Genomic DNA, 16,889 nt, shown 5'->3' on the forward strand with positions numbered 1-16,889 from the left:
CGGGATTCCCCAGGAACCGGGACCGCACAGGGCCACCCGGGGCCGTGCCCGATTGCGCAGCGGCCACCACCCCGAGGGGGCTGCCCTTCAGAGCCGGCCGCCGAGCGCGGTCAGCGCGTCGGCGTACTCGCCGCCCGCCTCCGCGGTGAGCTCCGCGAGGCTCTGCTCGCGGCGGACGGTGGCGAAGCGCACCGCGCCGCCGGCCGTGCTGAAGCCGTGGATCGCCGGCCGGGGGATGCTGTTGTACGCCCACGGCGCGGACGTGTAGTAGCCGCCGGTGTCGTGCAGCACGACGAGGTCGCCCGGCTCGATCCGGGGCAGGGCCCGGCCGCGCGCCACCACGTCGCCCGCGAAGCAGCACGGCCCGGCGACGTCCTGGACCTCCGAGGGCCCGTGCCGCCGCGTCCCGTCCGGCCGGTGGACGTCCACCCGCACCGGCCAGGCGTCCGGCATCAGCACCGTACGGGTGGCCAGGTGCGCGCCGGCATGGGTGAGGGCGATGCGGCGGCCGCCGACCTCCTTGGTGTACTCGACCCGGGCCGCGGTGAAGCCGTTCTTGGCGACGACGGACCGCCCGAACTCGGTGACCAGGGCGTACCCGCCGTCGAACAGGCCGGGCACCGCGGCGCGCAGGTGCGCCGCGTAGTCGGCGTGCGAGGGGCGCACCGCGTCGTCGTCGAAGTTGACGGTCAGTCCGCCGCCGAGGTCGATGCTGTCGACCCGGCGGCGCCCGGCCCGCCGGTTGACCTCCTCGGCGAGTTCCCAGGTCGCCCTGACACCGGCCGCGATCAGGTCGAGCGAGCACCCCTGCGAGCCGACGTGGACGTGCAGCCGGCTCAGCCACGGGTACCGGTCGAAGGCCGCCAGCACCCGCTCGCGGGCGCCCGCGTCGCGCAGCGGCACGCCGAACTTGGAATGCTCGGAGGCCGTGCTCATCGCGCCGATCGAACCGGCCCCCACCTGCGGATTGACCCGCAGACCGAGCGTAGGGGCGCCGGCGCGCCCGTCCAGCAGACCGGCGATCCGGTCCAGTTCCTGGAAGTTGTCCGCATTGACGGCCACGCCCAGGCCGAGTGCCCCGGCGAGTTCGGCGCCGGTCTTGGCGGGGGAGTCCAGCACGATCCGCCCGGCCGGGACACCCGCGGCCAGCGCCAGCGCCAGCTCGCCGGGGCTCGCCACCTCGCAGCCCATCCCCGCCTCGGCGACCAGCCGCAGCACGGGCACCAGCGCCGCCGCCTTCACCGCGAAGGTGTGCAGCACGGGCACGCCGGTGCCGAACGCCGCACGCAGGCCGGCGACGGTCCCCCGCACCCCGTCCACGTCGAGGAATCCCGCCGCGACGTGCCGCTCGCCCACCAGCCCGGCCGCTGCCGCCGCCCCGATCACCCGGTCGCGCCTGCCGGCGTCGATCCGCCGCTGCCCGCCGTCCTCGCGTGTGGTGTCCACCGTGTGCCGCTCCTCCTCGTTGCCGCGGGTCCGCCCCTCCCCTCGGCGGCACGGCCCGGGCGGCGGCCGGGCGCCCTCTTCACCCTTTCGGCAGCCGCCACCCGTCGCGACCACTGTCCGCCGGAGGGGTGACGGCGCCCCGGCCCGGCGGCAGGCACTCGCCGGCCTTCACCCTCTCGGCGGCGAGTGGTGCACGGCGGCCGCAGCCACCCGGTGCATAAGGTGTGTCGCGGCTCCGACCGGAGCGAGGAGAGGGACGGCGATGGGCGAGGCGGTCGGCTCCATGCTGACGTCGGCGGTGGGCATCGCCATCAGCCCGCTGCCGCTGATCGCGGTGATCCTGATGCTGGGCACCCCGCGCGGCCGGACCAACGGGATCGCGTTCACCGCCGGCTGGACGGGCGCACTGGCCGCCCTGGTAGCCGCCGTCGTCGTGGCCGGGAGCGGGCTGAACCCCGACGAGGGCAGACCCACCTGGTCGTACTGGCTCAGGCTCGCCCTGGGCGTGCTGTTCGTCCTGCTGGCGGTCAGGCAGTGGTGGGCCCGGCCGCGCGAGGGACACGTCAGCCCGCCGCCCGTGTGGATGCAGGCCCTCGACCGGTTCACCGCCGCCAGGTCGGCCGGGCTCGGCGCCGCCCTGGTCGTCGCCAACCCCAAGAACGTCGTCCTCGCCGTCGGCGGCGCCGCCGCGGTGGCGGCAAGCCCGGCCTCCGCCGGCGGCAAGGCCGTCGCCGCCGCCCTCATGGTTCTCGTCGGATCGCTGTGCACCCTGCTGCCGCTCGTGGTGCACCTCGTCGGCGGCGACCGTTCGGCGCACGTCCTCGGCGAGGGGAAGGCCTGGGTGGCCGCCCACCACACCGCCATCGTGACCACCGTGCTGGCCGTCCTCGGCACCGAGTACATCGGCGACGCGATCACCGCCCTGGCATGAGCCGCTCCGCCGCCCGGGAGCCGCTCCACCGTGCAGCGGCGGAAGCACCTCGCGCGCCCCTGGCGGACCGTCGGTTCGGGTGCGGCGGAAAACCCGGTGCGCCTGCGCCCGGCGGCTGCCTAGGGTGGGCGGGTGAGCACCCGTGACTTCCGAATCACCGTCCGCGGCGTCTTCGACGGCCTGAGCGACGCGCAGCGCGCCGAACTCCTCGCCCGGGCCGCGGAGCACGACGTCCTGCAGGCGGCCTTCACCACCGAGGGCCACCTCAGCTACGACATCGCCGCCCGCACCGCCTTCACCTTCCGCTTCGCCGACACCGGCGAGGCCGAGGAGGACATCCTCACCGCCACGGCCCGCGCCGAGGCCGCCGCCGGGACCTGGCTCACCGAACGCGGCTACGGCTACAAGAACCTCCGCTCCCAGGCCGAGGACCTCTCGCTCGCCGCACTCGGCAAGCGCCGCCGCCGCGAGGCCGCCCGCGGAGCCTGAACCCGGCTGCCGCGCTCAGCGCGCGTCCAGGCGGGTCGCCCGCAGCAACTGGACGCGCCACCGTGCCGCCCCGGCCTCCGGCTGCGTACGGACCCGGGCCGCCAGGCCGGCCTCGAAGCGCGCGGCAGCACCGGGTCCGGCAGCCGCAGGACCGGCGAACAGCGACGGGCCGAAGGCGGCCGTGAACGAGGCCGCGACCTCGTGCGCGTAGGCGTCGAGGTCGCCGTCCGCCGCGAAGCGCAGCCACATCGGGTCCGCCAGGACGACGAACTCGTGCTCCTCCAGCCGGAACGCCTTCGCGAGCGGCCCCGAGCGCAGCGGCTCGAGGAACTCCGCCGTGGTGCGGTTCCAGGTCGGCACGGTCATCGCGGCGAGCCGGTCCTCGGCCATCCCCCCGGCCGCCACCAGTGCCTCCAGCTCCGCCAGCGCCAGGTCGAAGAGCCCTTCGGCGCCGCTGAGTCCGTCGTCGGTCGCCGCACCGCCGACCACGACCAGCTGCCCGCCGGGGGCCAGTTCGGCTGCCCGGTGCTCCAGGAAATCGGACCAGTCGGCCGCGCTCTGCGCACGCAGCGCGTCCCGCGCCGCCCCGGTCGACCGCGAGGAGTACACGTGCCCGTCGATCGGCCGAGGCACCCGGGACAGCCAGTGCACGGCGATGGTGCTCCACGCCAGGTGCAGCTCGCCCGCCGGGAACAGCCGTTCGTAGAACGAGCGGGCCTGGGCACAGGCGAAGACGCCGGGCTCCCGGGTGTAGCCGCCGGGGCCGGTCACCGTTGCGAAGAGCGCGTTGAAGTCGTTGCCCGGGATGTCGGTGTGGGTCACCCAGACCGGCACCGAGCCGTCCCGCCCGCGCACGGCGGCCACCACCTGCCGCATGGGCTCCAGGGCGTTCGCCCCGGACGCACAGCCCAGGTCCGCCGCCCGGAAGGCCCGCCCGTCCCCGGGCACCGGGACGGCCGCCAGCGCCCGCCCGAGCATCGCGGACGCCGCCTGCGCCCCGGCGTGCTGGGCAGCCGCGTGCCGGCCGTAGTCGCCACCCATCACCCCGGTCCCCGATCCGCTCATGCCGGCCAGTCTGATGCCGGGACAGGTCCGACCCCCGCAGCCACGGCGGCCCGCCCGCGGAGGTCACCCGGCTGCCGTGCGGCACCCCGGGCAGGCAGCGCCCGGCCGCGCCTGCGGTAGTCGGCGGCCGGCCGGTGCGGGGACGGCGGATAGGGTTCGGGTGCAGGTGGGGCGCGCCGCCCCGCCCGCCGGAACCACCGAAGGGACCCGCCATGCCGGCCGCACCCGCCACCGGACCCGCCGACAGCCCGCCGCTCGCGCGGTTCGGCCTGGGCACGGCCGCCGTGGGAAGGCCCGGCTACATCACACTCGGGCGCGACCGCGACCTGCCCGCCGGACGGACGGTCGAGGCGCTGCGGGAGCGGACGCACGCACTGCTGGACGCCGCATACGCCGCGGGGGTGCGCTACTTCGACACCGCCCGCTCGTACGGCCGCGCCGAGGAGTTCGTCGCCGAGTGGCTGGCGGCGCGCCCGCAGGCCGCGGCCGACGCCGTGGTCGGCAGCAAGTGGGGCTACACCTACACCGCGGGCTGGCAGGCCTCCGGGGTGCCCGTCCACGAGGTCAAGGAGCACTCGGCGGAGGTCTTCGACCGCCAGATCGCCGAGACCAGGGGGCTGCTCGGCCGGCACCTGGACGTGTACCTGGTGCACTCGGTCACCCCGGACAGCCTGGCCCTGACCGACCCCGCCCTGCACGCCCGGCTGGCGGCGCTGGCCTCGGAGGGTGTCCGGGTCGGACTGTCGACCAGCGGCCCGGCGCAGGCAGCGGCCGTCCGCGCGGCGCTCGCGGTGGAGGTCGACGGCCGGCCGCTGTTCGCCGCCGTCCAGTCCACCTGGAACGTGCTGGAGCCGTCCGCCGGAGCGGCGCTGGCCGAGGCCCACGCGGCCGGATGGCTGGTGGTGGTGAAGGAGGGCATGGCCAACGGACGCCTCGCCGACCGCAACGCCACCGGCCCCGGCACCGCTGCACTCCGCGACGTCGCCGACCGCACCGGCGCGACCTGCGACGCCCTCGCCCTGGCCGCGGCCGCCGCCCAGCCCTGGGCGGACATCGTGCTCTCCGGCGCCGCCACCGAGGACCAACTGCTCTCCAACCTCGGTGCCGCCGCCCTCGACCTCACCCCCGCCGACCTGGCCGCCCTCACCTCCCTCGCCGAACCCGCCGACCGGTACTGGCGAACCCGCGCCTCCCTCCCCTGGGCCTGACCGCAGGGGCGTACCTAGAGGCCCGCGTACATGGGCCAGGTGTCCAGGGGCCGAGCGCTGTGTACCCGGGCATCCCGAGGGGGGCGGGAACTGCGTGAGGCGGAAGGCCGGTTGCCGCACCCTCCCGCCTTGCGCAGTTCCGCGGTCCCCCAGCGCCTCTTCGGGTGGCCGCTTTCGCAGGTCAGGGTGCGGCTCAGTGTGCCGTGATCGCCGGCCGCGCGAGTGCGGCTGCCCCGACCAGGCCCGCGTCCGTGCCCAGGTGGGCCGGGACGACCAGGACGCGGGCGGCGAACGGCAGTGCGGCGTAGGCGGCGAGGTGCTTGCGGAGCGGGTCGAAGAGGACGTCCCCGGCCTTGGCGACCCCGCCGCCGACGACGGCCGCATCGATCTCGATCAGCGTGGCGGTGGCGGCGATGCCGGCGGCCAGTGCCCGGGCGGCCCGGTCGTAGGCGCGCAGTGCGACCGGGTCGCCCTGCTCCGCCGAGGCGGCGACGGCTGCCGCGGTGGTGTCGCCACCGGGTGCCTGCCAGCCGTTCTCGGCGGCGTGGCGGGCGATGGCGGTGCCGCTGGCCAGTCCTTCGAGGCAGCCGTGTGAGCCGCACGGGCAGGGCCGGCCGGCGAAGTCGATGCTGATGTGGCCGAGGTGGCCGGCGTTGCCGCTGGGGCCGGTGTGCAGGCGGCCGTCGATGACGAGGCCGGCGCCGACGCCGGTGGAGACGACCAGGCACAGGGCGTTGCGGTAGGGACGGGCGGCTCCGCGCCAGTGTTCGGCGGCGGTCATGGCGACGGCGTCGCCGCCGAGCACGACCGGCAGGTCCTGGACCGCGGGGTGGGCGGCGACCTCCGCGCGGATCGGGAAGGCCCGCCAGGAGGGGATGTTGACCGGGCTGACGGTGCCGGCCCGGGTGTCGACCGGGCCGGCGCTGCCGATGCCGACGGCCCGTACGCAGGCCCACAGCGGGTGCCGGGCCAGGCGGTCGAGGACCGTGTCCACCGCGTCCCGCATCTCGCGGGCGCTGCCCCGGGCGGGGGTGGGCAACTGGACATGGTGCAGCAGGGTGCCGTCCGCGTCGACCAGGCCGCCCGCGATCTTGGTTCCGCCGATGTCCAGGGCCGCCAGCAGTGGCTTGGCGAGGGTGCGCCGGTCATCGACGGCGACGGCAGTGTTGTAACTCATTGTGACGTCTCCGCGGGTGTGACGGGGGAGCGCCCGGCGTCTGGGCACGGCTGTGCCGGGTCGTCCCGCCGATTCTGGAGCGCCCCCGACAACGATGTCCAGGCGTGCCGCACGACAGTCTCCCGAAGTGACTGAATCGTCATCGAGTTAGGTAATCGTTTAGTAAATTAGGCCCCGTGAGTTAACAGATCCCCTGGATATCAATGTTGACCGGTCTATGGACACGGCGAGATGTGACGTCTACGTTAAGCGTCCAACAGCCCGAGCGGCCGGTCTCCCGGATCGCGGCTGTGCTCTCGGATCTCCATGAACGATCAGTGCGAAGGATGGGCGAAGATGCGAAGAGGATGGGTGGCCGTCGCGGCCGCGACCATGGTTGTGCTCACGGCCTGTAGCAGCCAGGGCGGCGGGAGCTCGTCCTCCGCGGCCACCGCCGGCTCCGACCCGGGCAAGGTCTCGGGCGAGATCACGGTGCTGACCAACCGCACCGACCAGATCAAGGACGGCTCGCTGGACAAGTACGCGGCCGAGTTCGCCAGGACCTACCCGAACGTCAAGGTCAAGTTCGAGGGCCTCACCGACTACGAGGGTGAGACCAAGATCCGCATGAACACCGAGAACTACGGTGACGTGCTGCTGATCCCGGACAACGTGTCGATCAACCAGTACGCGACCTTCTTCGCCCCGCTGGGCGACGCGTCCGAGCTGTCGCGGACGTACAACTGGACCGAGTACACCACCGTCAACGGCAAGGTGTACGGCCTGCCCAACTACGGCACCGCCACCGGCTTCGTCTACAACAAGGCGCTCTGGCAGAAGGCCGGCATCACCGAATGGCCCAAGACCGCCCAGGAGTTCATCGCCGACCTGAAGGCGATCAAGGAGAGGACCGGGGCGACCCCGTACTACACCAACTACAAGGACGCCTGGCCGATCCAGAAGTGGACCGACAGCATCGGCGTCCCCAGCTGCAACCAGTCCGGCAAGGACGCGCTCGCCAGGACCACGCAGCCGTGGGCCGCAGGCCAGGACCTCGGCGCCATCGACGGCCTGCTCTACGACATCGTCCACGAGAAGCTCAGCGAGGACGACCCGACCACCACCAACTGGGAGAACTCCAAGAACCTGCTGGCCACCGGCAAGGTCGGCAGCATGGTCCTCGGCTCCTGGGCCGTCCCGCAGATGCAGGACGCCGCCAAGAAGGCCGGTCAGAACCCGGACGACATCGGCTTCCTGCCGTTCCCCCAGGCGACCGGCGGCAAGCTCTGCACCGTCCTGCAGCCCGACTACAAGTACGCGGTCAACGTGCACTCCAAGCACAAGGAGGCCGCCCGCGCCTGGATCGACTGGTACATCAACAAGTCCGGCAGCGCGGCGGCCGAGCAGGCCGTGTCCTCCGTCAAGGGCAGCGCCATGCCGACCGTGCTGAAGCCCTTCGAGGAGAAGGGCGTCACCATGCTCCTCGGCCAGAAGCAGGAGAACGCGGCCGCCATCAGCAAGATCGACAAGGCCTCCGAGATCGGCCTGACCACCCCGGACTACCGACAGAAGCTGATCGACATCGCCCGCGGCGCGGCCAAGGGCGACAAGAACGGCTACTTCGCCGACCTGAACAAGAAGTGGTCCGAGGCGCAGAAGACGGTCGCCGGCTGACACACCCCGGAACAGCGGCGCGGCGGCCTCCCGCCGCCCCTCCGTCAGGCCGGCACCGCCGCGCCGCTCTCCCGGCGTCCTGCACAACGAAGGAACGATGATGACTGCACTGCAGAAGGACAGGAAGCAGGGGCCGGCCGCGGCCGCCCCGGCCGAGCCGGCTGCACCGACGAAGCCGGTCCTGCACCGGCGGCCCGCCCGCAGGCACTGGTGGTTCACCCCCTGGCTCTACCTGCTCGTCCCGCTCGCCCTCCTGGTGACCTTCACCTACCTGCCGATCGTCGACATGCTCGGCTACAGCCTCACCGACTGGGACGGCCTCAGCCCCACCAAGGAGAACGTCGGCGCGGACAACTACGTCCAGCTGTTCACCCGGCCCGAGCTGTTCAAGGTCTTCCTGGTCAGCGGTGTCTACCTGGCCGCGTCCTTCGTCCAGATCGCTGCCGCGCTGTACTTCGCCACCGTGCTGAGCTTCAACACCAGGTTCCGCAACGTCTTCAAGGGCATCCTGTTCTTCCCCTACCTGGTGAACGGCGTCGCGATCGGCTTCGTCTTCCTGTACTTCTTCCAGCCCGGCGGCACCCTCGACTCGGTGCTCGACCTCCTGGGCTTCCACGGCAAGCTGATGTGGCTCGGCGATCCGGACCTCGTCAACAAGTCGCTCGCCGGCGTCTCCGTCTGGCGCTACACGGGCCTCAACATGGTGCTGTTCCTCGGCGCGATCCAGTCGATCCCCGGCCACCTGTACGAGGCGGCGGCCCTCGACGGCGCCAACCGCTGGCAGCAGTTCCGGCACATCATCGCCCCCGGCATCAAGCCGATCATCAGCCTCAGCATGATCCTGGCGATCTCCGGCTCCCTCGCGGTCTTCGAGATCCCCTACATCATGACCGGCGGCGCCAACGGCAGTGAGACGTTCGTCATCCAGACCGTCAAGCTCGCCTTCCGGTTCGACAAGGTCGGCCTCGCCTCCGCCGGCGCCGTCGTGCTGCTCCTCGTCATCCTGCTCGTCACCTGGATCCAGCGCCGCCTGGTGCCGGAGGAGAGGGTTGAACTGTCGTGACCACTACCGACACCGCCGTCGCCGCCCGCCGCACCCGCCGGGCGCCCCGCGTCACCGCCGGCGGCACGGCCAAGTACCTGTCGCTGCTCGCCGCCAGTGCGATCGTCCTCGTCCCGCTGGTGGTCGTCCTCTTCACCTCGCTGAAGGACAGCAAGGAGGCCCAGACCACCGGGCCGCTGACACCGCCCGACAACTGGTTCAACCTCGGGAACTACCTGACGGCCTTCGACGAGGGGCAGATGCTCCAGGCCTTCGTCAACACCTCGGTCATCCTGCTGGTGTCGACCGCCGGCACGGTGCTGATCGGCTCGATGACCGCCTACGCCATCGACCGGTTCGACTTCCGCCTGAAGAAGCTGGTGATGGGGCTCTTCCTCGTCGCCACGCTCGTCCCCGGCGTCACCACCCAGGTCGCCACCTTCCAGATCGTCAACGACCTCGGCGCCTTCAACACCCGCTGGGCCCCGATCCTGCTCTACCTCGGCACCGACATCGTCTCCATCTACGTCTTCCTGCAGTTCATCCGCTCCATCCCAGTCTCCCTCGACGAGGCCGCCCGGCTCGACGGCGCCAACAGCTTCACCGTCTACTGGCGGATCATCCTGCCGATGCTGAAGCCGGCCGTCGCCACCGTCGTGATCATCAAGGGGATCACCGTCTACAACGACTTCTACATCCCCTTCCTCTACATGCCGGCCTCCGACCTCGGCACCGTCTCCACCTCGCTGTTCCGCTTCAAGGGGCCCTTCGGCGCCCACTGGGAGACCATCTCGGCCGGCACCGTCCTGGTGATCCTGCCGACCCTCGCGGTCTTCCTCGCCCTCCAGCGCTTCATCTACAGCGGCTTCGCCGCCGGATCGACCAAGTGACCGCCGCCCCGGCCCGGCACCGCACCTGCGCCGCGGCGCCGGGCCGCCGAACGAGCAGGGAGGGTACGTGAGTTTGCGCGTCACCATCCGCGACGTCGCGGCCCGGGCCGGGGTCTCCGCCGGGGCGGTCTCGCTGGTCTTCAACGACCGCCCAGGAGTGTCGGCACCCACCCGGGCAAAGGTCCGCGCCGCCGCGACCGAACTCGGCTGGGTGCCCAACCCCGCCGCCCACAGCCTCGCCAGGGCCACCCCGAACACCGACACCGTCGGCCTGGTCGTCTCCCGCCCCGCCCGCCAACTGGGCCTCGAACCCTTCTACATGGAGTTCATCTCCGGCATCGAGAGCGTCCTCGCCGAACGGTCCGCCTCGCTGCTGCTGCGGCTGGTCGCCGACCGGGAGCAGGAGAGCAGCGTCCACCGGGCCTGGTGGAAGGAGCGGCGCGTCGGCGGCTGCGTCCTGGTCGACCTCACCGAGAACGACCCCCGCATCCCCGCCCTCGCCCGCCTCGGCATGCCCGCCGTGGCCGCCGGCCACCCCGGACTCACCGGCGGCAGCGCCACCGCCGTCTGGACCGACGACGCCGCAGCCGTCGAGGAGGCCGTCCGCTACCTCGCCATGCTCGGCCACCGCCGGATCGCCCGGGTCGGCGGCGACCCCGCCCTCGGCCACACCGCCATCCGCACCCGCGCCCTGGAACGGATCACCGCCGAACTCGGACTCGAACCGGCCCGCAGCCTGCCCACCGACTTCTCCGGACAGGCCGGCGCCCGCGCGACCCGCATCCTGCTGGCCTCGGCCGACCGCCGCCCCACCGCGATCATCTACGACAACGACATCATGGCCGTCGCCGGCGCCGCCGTCGCCCACGAGTTCGGCCTGCACATCCCCGGCGACCTCAGCCTGATCGCCTGGGACGACTCCCAGCTGTGCCGGCTCACCCACCCGCCGCTCTCCGCGATGAGCCACGACGTGCACGGCTTCGGCGCCCAGGTCGCCCGCAGCCTCTACGACCTCATCGACCGCCGGCCCGTCACCTCCGGCCCCGCGCCCACCCCGGTCCTGCTCCCGCGCGGCAGCAGCGCCCCGCCCCGCGCCGCCTGACCGCGGCCCAGACCCCGGTCCGCCCCCGCCTCCCTGTTGAGGGTCAAGGAGAGCGGGGGCGGACCGGACCACCCGAACCGGAGCACCCCATGACCGAGCACCGACCCGCCGCGGGTCTGCTCAGCAACCGGATCCGCCCCTACGCCTGGGGCTCCACCACCGCCATCCCCGACCTGCTCGGCACCCCGCCCACCGGCGAACCCCAGGCCGAACTCTGGCTCGGCGCCCACCCCCAGGCACCCTCCCGCCTGGACCGCGGCACCGGCCCCGAACCCCTGACCGCCGTCATCGCCCGCGACCCCGACGGTGAACTCGGCACCGCCGTCACCGCCCGCTTCGGCCCCCGCCTCCCCTTCCTGCTGAAGGTCCTCGCCGCCGAACACGCCCTCTCCGTCCAGGTCCACCCGACCGAGGAGCAGGCTGCGGCCGGACACGCCGCCGAAGAGGCCGCCGGCGTCCCCGCCGACGCACCGCACCGCCTCTACAAGGACCGCCACCACAAGCCCGAAATGCTCTGCGCGCTCGACGACTTCGACGCCCTTTGCGGCTTCCGCCACCCCGCCGCCACCGCCGACCTCCTCGCCGCCCTGCACGTGCCCGCACTCGGGCCCTGGCTCGACGTCCTGCGCACCGCCGACCCCGCCACCGCTCTGCGCACCGTCCTCACCGAGGCCCTCGGGCCCGGCCGGGCCCGCGCCACCGGCGCCGCCACCGAACTCTCCACCGCCCTGGCCCGCTCCGCCGAACGGCCCGGACCGCACGCCCACAGCTACGCCGCCTACGCGGCCGCCGCCCGCGACTACCCCGGCGACCCCGGCCTGATCGCCGCCCTGCTGCTCAACCACGTCCGGCTGGGGCCCGGCCAGGCCGTCTACCTGGACGCCCGGGTCCCGCACGCCTACCTGCGCGGCACCGGCGTCGAGATCATGGCCAACTCCGACAACGTGCTGCGCTGCGGCCTGACGCCCAAACACATCGACACCGGAGCCCTCGCCGCCGTCGTCGACTTCACCCCGACCGCCCCCGCCCTCGTCGAGGCCCGCCCCGACGGCCGCGGCGAGACCCACTACCCGGCGCCCGCAGCCGAGTTCGCCCTCTCCCGACTCGACCTCGCCGGCCCTACGGCCCTCCGCGACCCGGGCCCGCAGATCCTGCTCTGCACCGCCGGCACCGCCCGGCTCACCGGGCGCACCGGCCCCGCCCTCACCCTGAACCGCGGCGACAGCGCCTACCTCCCGGCCGGCACCGAAGCCGTACTCGACGGAAACGCCACCCTCTTCCGGGCCCGCGTTCCCTGACCCGACCGGCGCGGGTCTTCAACAGGCGCTCGGGTGGTCGCTCCAGGGGCGCGGGAACTGCGCAATTCGGATGCGGGCCACCGTGCGAACTGCGGCTCGGCCCATGCCGTCGTGACGCCCCGAAGCGACCCGCCGAGCGATCCCGTCGTCGACTACGGCACCGTCCACGTCTACCCGCAGAACTGGGGCGAGACCAGCGGCTCCAAGCCCGGCGCCGACGCCACCGCCTGGGGCACCAGGTGGATCGAGGACCACATCCGCGACGGCCGCACCCTCGGCAAGCCCGTCGTCGTCGAGGAGTTCGGCCTCCAGATCGACGCCGGACGCGACATCCCCGACACCGCCGCCCGCGACCGCGCCTACACCGCCTGGACCGACGCCGTCCGCACCGCCGGCGGCGCGGGCGACCAGTTCTGGCTGCTCACCTCCCGCGTCGACGACGGCTCCTGCTACCCCGACTACGACGGCCACCGTGTCATGTGGCTCGACGACCCCGCCAACCCCACCCGCACCACGGCCCGACTCTTCGCCGCCCACGCCAAGGCCATGACCCCCACCCGCTGACCCACCCCGCCCGCCGCCCGAGTGACCGCCCACCCCCTCCGACCTGACAGGATGGACCGGGCGAGCCGCACCCGCGGCCCGCCCGCCGGGTCGACGAGAGGGATGCAGCATGGGACGCCGGGTGACGATCCGCGACGTCGCCGCCCGGGCCGGGGTCTCCGCGGGGGCCGTCTCGCTCGCCCTCAACGACCGGCCGGGCGTCTCCGCCGAGACCCGGCGCCGCATCGTCGAGGCCGCCCGCGACCTCGGCTGGTCGCCCAACCTCGCCGCCCGCTCCCTGGCCCGCGGCGCGCAGGTGCACACCATCGGCATGGCGATCACCCGGGACACCGCCGGCGCCGGCCTGGACTCCGTGCACATGGCGCTCATCGGCGGCATCGAGAGCGTCCTGACCGAACGCCCCTGCGCCCTGCTGCTGCACATCGCGGCCGACCCGGAGGCCGAGCTCGCGCTGTACCGGCAGTGGTGGCAGTCCGGCCGGGTCAACGGTTCGGTGCTGATCGGGGTGTCGGCCGACGACCCGCGCATCGAGGCGGTCCAGCGCCTCGGCATGCCGGTGGTCGCGGTGGCCCCGCCGCAGTTCAGCGGCCCGTTCCCGGCGGTCACCGGCGACGACGCCGCGGCCACCACGGAGGCCGTGCGCTACCTGGCGGCGCTCGGGCACCGCCGGATCGCCCATGTCCGCGGGCCGGCGGCGCTCGGCCGGAGCATCCTGCGGGCGGAGGCCTTCGAGGTCACCGCGGCCGACCTCGGTCTGGCGGACGCGCCGAGCGTCCACACCGACCTGTCCGCGCACGGCGGGGCCCGGGCGACCCGCCAGCTGCTCGCCGGGGCCGACCGGCCGACGGCGATCCTCTACGACAACGACATCATGGCCGTGGCCGGTGTCGCGGTCGCCGCCGAGATGGGTCTGCGGGTGCCGGCGGACGTGTCGATCGTGGCCTGGGACGACTCCGACCTGTGCCGGATCACCTGGCCCGCCCTGTCGGCCCTCAGCCACGACCCGTTCGCCTTCGGCGCCGAGGTCGCCCACTGCCTGCTCGAGCTGCTGGACAACGGCCACGCGCCGTCCCGGATCATCGGCGCCCCCGTGCTGGTGCCCCGCGGCACCACCGCCCCGCCGCCGCGCGGCGACTGACCCCTCGGCACGCCGGCCCGGCCGTTCACGCCTGCGGTGCCGCCGTGCTGCCCCGTGGGGTGAGCTGCGGCGCCAGGTCCTCGTACCCGCCGGTGTCGCGGCCGGAGATCAGCGCGAGCAGGGTGCGGGCGGCGTTGGCGCCGTAGGCGTGGATGTCGCGGGTCAGTGCGGTGAGCGGGGGCCGCACCACCTGGACCAGCGGGGAGTCGTCCCAGGCGACGATCGACAGGTCGCGGGGCACCTGGAGGCCCATCTCCTGGGCGACGGACAGCCCGGCGACCGCCGTGATGTCGTTGTCGTACAGGACGGCCGTCGGACGGACGGGGGAGAGCAGCAGGCGGCGGGTGACCCGGGCGCCGTCCTCGCCGGTGTAGTCGGTGTGGACGGTGGGCAGCGCCTCCACACCGAGGTCGGCGCAGGCCGCGGCGAAGGCCCGGTCGCGGATCGAGGTGTGGACCAGGCCGCTCAGCCCGGCCACCCGGCCGATCCGCCGGTGGCCGAGCGCGGCCAGGTACTCCACGGTCTCGCGGACGGCCGCGGCGTCGTCCGACCAGACGGGGGTCAGCGAGCCGGACCCGGAGGGGTGGCCGATCACCACGGTCGGCAGGCCCATCTGCTCGAGGGCCGGCACCCGCTCGTCGTCCTCCCGCAGGTCGACCAGGATCGCGCCGTCGATGTGCCGCTCGCCCCACCAGCGCCGGTAGGCCTCGAGCCCGCGCTCGTGGTCGGAGACGACCTGCAGGGCGAGCGAGTAGGAGGCGTCGGACAGGACGTTCTCGATGCCGCCGATGAGCTCCATGAAGAACGGCTCGGTGCCGAGCATCCGGGCCGGCCGGCACAGCGCCAGGCCCACGGCCGCGGCCTTCGCGCCGCTGAGCGCCCGGGCGGCGCTGTTGCGGACGAAACCGATCTCCTCGGCGACGGCCACGATCCGCTGCCGGGTCGCCTCGGAGACGCCGGGCTGCCCGTTCAGCGCGTTGGAGACGGACACCTTCGACACCCCGACGATCCGGGCGATGTCGGTGATGGTGGGCCGGCGCGCGGGAGGACTCTGCTGCTGGGACACCTGATCCACGAGACCCTTCTGAACCGATGAAGCGGTGTGCTCCCCTCAAGCTACTACGGCTCCGGTCACCGCTGTCGCCTGCCCAGGGTTCCCGGCGAGGCCGAAACCGAAACCGGTAAATCCGCCATTGACAGGGCTTTGGTGCGGCCGTACGGTGAATGTTCATTAAGCGGTTAACAACCTCCCGTCGGCCGTTGCCGACAGGGCCGACCGCACGCCGTCGACCCCGCCGGGCCGAGCCGCTCCGGCGCGGTGCGGTCGGTCGCCGTCCGGTGATCGCGACGGCCCCACGGACGCGGTGCGGACGGACGCCCCAACACTCCGTCCGCACCGCCACCCACCCTCGGCCGGCCTCCGTGCGCCGAACCTGCGCGCCCCTGCTGCGCACACCGTGCCGCGCTCGCCCCGGACTGCCCCGGCCCGCCCCGCACTCCGCGCCCGGGGCCGTAGCGCCGCGCCCCCGACGACTCCACGACCTCAGCGAAGGACCTCCGACGATGCGAAGAAGGTGGACGGCCGCCGCGGCCGCGACCATGGTGGCGCTCACGGCCTGCGGCAGCGAGGGCGGCACGCCCCCGCCCTCCGCGGCCCTGGCGGGCGTCGACCCCGAGCGGGTCTCCGGCGAGATCACCGTGCTGACCAACCGCACCGACCAGGTCTCGGACGGCACCCTCGAGCGCTACGCCGACGCCTTCCGCAAGGTCTACCCCGACGTCGAGGTCCGCTTCGAGGGGTTCACCGACTACGAGGGCGAGGCGATGAAGCGCCTGAAAGGGGATCGGCCCGGCGATGTGCTGCTGATCCCCGACAGCCTGGCCATCGGCCGGTTCCCGGCCTACTTCGACCCCCTCGGCAGCGCCGACGACCTCGCACCGACCTTCGACTTCACCGAGTACGCCACCGTGGGCGGCAAGGTCTACGGCCTGGCGAACATCGGCATCGCCACCGGCCTGGTCTACAACAAGGCGGTCTGGCGGGAGGCCGGCATCACCGAATGGCCCAGGACGGGAGGGGAGTTCATCACCGACCTCAAGGCGATCAAGGCCGCGACCGGTGCGATCCCGTACTACACCAACTACAAGGACGCCTGGCCGCTGCGCCAGTGGTCGGACGTGATCGGCGCGCCGAGCTGCAGCAACACCGCCAAGGACGCGCTGGCCTCCACCGCCGAGCCGTGGCGGGCGGGCCAGGACCCGTACGCCGTCGACGGCCTCCTCTTCGACGTGGTGCACGAGAAGCTCTCCGAGGGCGACCCGACGGCCACGGACTGGGAGCAGTCCAAGGCCCTGATGGGCAGCGGCAAGGTCGCGACGATGCTGCTCGGCTCCTGGGCCGTGCCGCAGATGCGGAAGGCCGCCGGGGCCGCCGGGCACAACCCCGACGACATCGGGTTCATGCCCTTCCCGGCGCAGACCAACAGCCACCACTGCTCGGTGGCCAGCCCGGACTACAAGTACGCCGTCAACAAGCACTCCAGGTACAAGGACGCCGCGCGCGCCTGGATCTACTGGTACATCACCCAGTCCGGCAGCGCACGGGCCGAGCAGGCCATCTCCACGGTCACCGGCACACCGCTGCCCGACGTCCTGAAGCCCTTCGACGAGCGGGGCGTGCGGATCGTGGTGCAGACCCAGGACGGCGCGGCCGCCGTCAGCGCGATCGAGAAGGCCTCCGGCATCGCCCTCGACACACCCGAGTACCGGCAGCGGCTGATCGACGTGGCCCGTGGCGCCGCCCCGGGCGGCCGGGACGCCTTCTTCTCCGACCTCAACAGGAAGTGGTCCGCCGCGCAGCGCACCGCTGCCCGCTGACCCCGTCCG

At 73.4% G+C, this 16,889-nt stretch carries 15 protein-coding genes; 11 read left to right on the plus strand and 4 right to left on the minus strand.

Going from position 1 to position 16,889, the window contains the following annotated elements; all coding sequences use genetic code 11:
• Window positions 1-87: 87 nt before the first annotated feature.
• On the minus strand, window positions 88-1,446 hold the full coding sequence (locus ACQ614_RS37010; RefSeq protein ID WP_431683508.1) for a diaminopimelate decarboxylase: 1,359 nt from the start codon (window positions 1,444-1,446) through the stop codon (window positions 88-90).
• A 262-nt stretch (window positions 1,447-1,708) separates the two neighbouring features.
• Between ACQ614_RS37010 and ACQ614_RS37015 the strand changes: the two genes are divergently transcribed.
• Together ACQ614_RS37015 and ACQ614_RS37020 are read left to right on the plus strand one after the other, a co-directional pair.
• Window positions 1,709-2,377: a GAP family protein gene (locus ACQ614_RS37015; RefSeq protein ID WP_431683510.1), complete on the plus strand. Its 669-nt coding sequence runs from the start codon at window positions 1,709-1,711 to the stop codon at window positions 2,375-2,377.
• A 132-nt stretch (window positions 2,378-2,509) separates the two neighbouring features.
• On the plus strand, window positions 2,510-2,866 hold the full coding sequence (locus ACQ614_RS37020; RefSeq protein ID WP_431683512.1) for a DUF6204 family protein: 357 nt from the start codon (window positions 2,510-2,512) through the stop codon (window positions 2,864-2,866).
• 15 nt (window positions 2,867-2,881) lie between these two features.
• On the opposite strand, the gene ACQ614_RS37025 is transcribed toward ACQ614_RS37020, so the two are convergent.
• On the minus strand, window positions 2,882-3,931 hold the full coding sequence (locus ACQ614_RS37025; RefSeq protein ID WP_431683513.1) for a hypothetical protein: 1,050 nt from the start codon (window positions 3,929-3,931) through the stop codon (window positions 2,882-2,884).
• A gap of 212 nt (window positions 3,932-4,143) precedes the next feature.
• On the opposite strand from ACQ614_RS37025, the gene ACQ614_RS37030 reads away from it, so the two are divergent.
• Window positions 4,144-5,139 carry an aldo/keto reductase gene (locus ACQ614_RS37030; RefSeq protein WP_431683514.1) on the plus strand — a complete coding sequence of 332 codons (996 nt, stop codon included), beginning with the start codon at window positions 4,144-4,146 and terminating at the stop codon, window positions 5,137-5,139.
• 193 nt (window positions 5,140-5,332) lie between these two features.
• Here the strand turns inward: ACQ614_RS37030 and ACQ614_RS37035 are convergent, their stop codons facing one another.
• A complete protein-coding gene (locus ACQ614_RS37035; protein ID WP_431683516.1) occupies window positions 5,333-6,316 on the minus strand; it encodes an ROK family protein in 984 nt (327 codons plus the stop codon).
• A gap of 336 nt (window positions 6,317-6,652) precedes the next feature.
• Here ACQ614_RS37035 and ACQ614_RS37040 point away from each other — a divergent pair, with 336 nt between their 5' ends.
• The 7 genes from ACQ614_RS37040 (at window position 6,653) to ACQ614_RS37070 (ending at window position 14,003) form a co-directional block, all read left to right on the plus strand.
• The gene (locus ACQ614_RS37040; protein ID WP_431683518.1) at window positions 6,653-7,969 is read left to right on the plus strand and encodes an ABC transporter substrate-binding protein; all 1,317 of its coding nucleotides are present in this window, start codon (window positions 6,653-6,655) and stop codon (window positions 7,967-7,969) included.
• A 100-nt stretch (window positions 7,970-8,069) separates the two neighbouring features.
• Complete coding sequence (locus ACQ614_RS37045) at window positions 8,070-9,032, plus strand: carbohydrate ABC transporter permease (protein ID WP_431683519.1); 963 nt, start codon at window positions 8,070-8,072, stop codon at window positions 9,030-9,032.
• Window positions 9,029-9,901 (plus strand): carbohydrate ABC transporter permease, encoded by an 873-nt coding sequence (locus ACQ614_RS37050; RefSeq protein WP_431683520.1) that lies wholly within the window; start codon window positions 9,029-9,031, stop codon window positions 9,899-9,901. Before ACQ614_RS37045 ends, ACQ614_RS37050 begins: the two co-directional genes overlap by 4 nt.
• A 67-nt stretch (window positions 9,902-9,968) precedes the next feature.
• Entirely contained in the window at window positions 9,969-11,003 is a 1,035-nt protein-coding gene (locus ACQ614_RS37055; protein WP_431683522.1) for a LacI family DNA-binding transcriptional regulator, read from the plus strand.
• Window positions 11,004-11,092: 89 nt separating this feature from the next.
• Window positions 11,093-12,301 (plus strand): mannose-6-phosphate isomerase, class I, encoded by a 1,209-nt coding sequence (manA, locus tag ACQ614_RS37060; RefSeq protein WP_431683523.1) that lies wholly within the window; start codon window positions 11,093-11,095, stop codon window positions 12,299-12,301.
• Between the two features lie 111 nt (window positions 12,302-12,412).
• Entirely contained in the window at window positions 12,413-12,865 is a 453-nt protein-coding gene (locus ACQ614_RS37065; protein WP_431683524.1) for a hypothetical protein, read from the plus strand.
• A 109-nt stretch (window positions 12,866-12,974) separates the two neighbouring features.
• Window positions 12,975-14,003 carry a LacI family DNA-binding transcriptional regulator gene (locus tag ACQ614_RS37070; RefSeq protein WP_431683525.1) on the plus strand — a complete coding sequence of 343 codons (1,029 nt, stop codon included), beginning with the start codon at window positions 12,975-12,977 and terminating at the stop codon, window positions 14,001-14,003.
• Window positions 14,004-14,028: 25 nt separating this feature from the next.
• Here ACQ614_RS37070 and ACQ614_RS37075 read toward each other — a convergent pair whose 3' ends face one another.
• Window positions 14,029-15,078 carry a LacI family DNA-binding transcriptional regulator gene (locus tag ACQ614_RS37075; RefSeq protein WP_431683526.1) on the minus strand — a complete coding sequence of 350 codons (1,050 nt, stop codon included), beginning with the start codon at window positions 15,076-15,078 and terminating at the stop codon, window positions 14,029-14,031.
• A 488-nt stretch (window positions 15,079-15,566) separates the two neighbouring features.
• On the opposite strand from ACQ614_RS37075, the gene ACQ614_RS37080 reads away from it, so the two are divergent.
• Window positions 15,567-16,880 carry an ABC transporter substrate-binding protein gene (locus ACQ614_RS37080; RefSeq protein WP_431683528.1) on the plus strand — a complete coding sequence of 438 codons (1,314 nt, stop codon included), beginning with the start codon at window positions 15,567-15,569 and terminating at the stop codon, window positions 16,878-16,880.
• The last annotated feature ends 9 nt before the right edge of the window (window positions 16,881-16,889 follow it).

It is taken from the genome of Kitasatospora dryopteridis, from assembly GCF_050749075.1.
Taxonomy (GTDB): Bacteria; Actinomycetota; Actinomycetes; order Streptomycetales; family Streptomycetaceae; genus Kitasatospora.

Excerpts from the sequence above, each read along its gene's own strand:
- ACQ614_RS37015 (WP_431683510.1), top strand. The coding sequence starts at position 1,709 with ATGGGCGAGGCGGTCGGCTCCATGCTGACGTCGGCGGTGGGCATCGCC.
- ACQ614_RS37025 (WP_431683513.1), bottom strand. The coding sequence starts at position 3,931 with ATGAGCGGATCGGGGACCGGGGTGATGGGTGGCGACTACGGCCGGCAC.
- ACQ614_RS37030 (WP_431683514.1), top strand. The coding sequence starts at position 4,144 with ATGCCGGCCGCACCCGCCACCGGACCCGCCGACAGCCCGCCGCTCGCG.
- ACQ614_RS37035 (WP_431683516.1), bottom strand. The coding sequence starts at position 6,316 with ATGAGTTACAACACTGCCGTCGCCGTCGATGACCGGCGCACCCTCGCC.
- ACQ614_RS37040 (WP_431683518.1), top strand. The coding sequence starts at position 6,653 with ATGCGAAGAGGATGGGTGGCCGTCGCGGCCGCGACCATGGTTGTGCTC.
- ACQ614_RS37045 (WP_431683519.1), top strand. The coding sequence starts at position 8,070 with ATGACTGCACTGCAGAAGGACAGGAAGCAGGGGCCGGCCGCGGCCGCC.
- manA (WP_431683523.1), top strand. The coding sequence starts at position 11,093 with ATGACCGAGCACCGACCCGCCGCGGGTCTGCTCAGCAACCGGATCCGC.
- ACQ614_RS37070 (WP_431683525.1), top strand. The coding sequence starts at position 12,975 with ATGGGACGCCGGGTGACGATCCGCGACGTCGCCGCCCGGGCCGGGGTC.
- ACQ614_RS37080 (WP_431683528.1), top strand. The coding sequence starts at position 15,567 with ATGCGAAGAAGGTGGACGGCCGCCGCGGCCGCGACCATGGTGGCGCTC.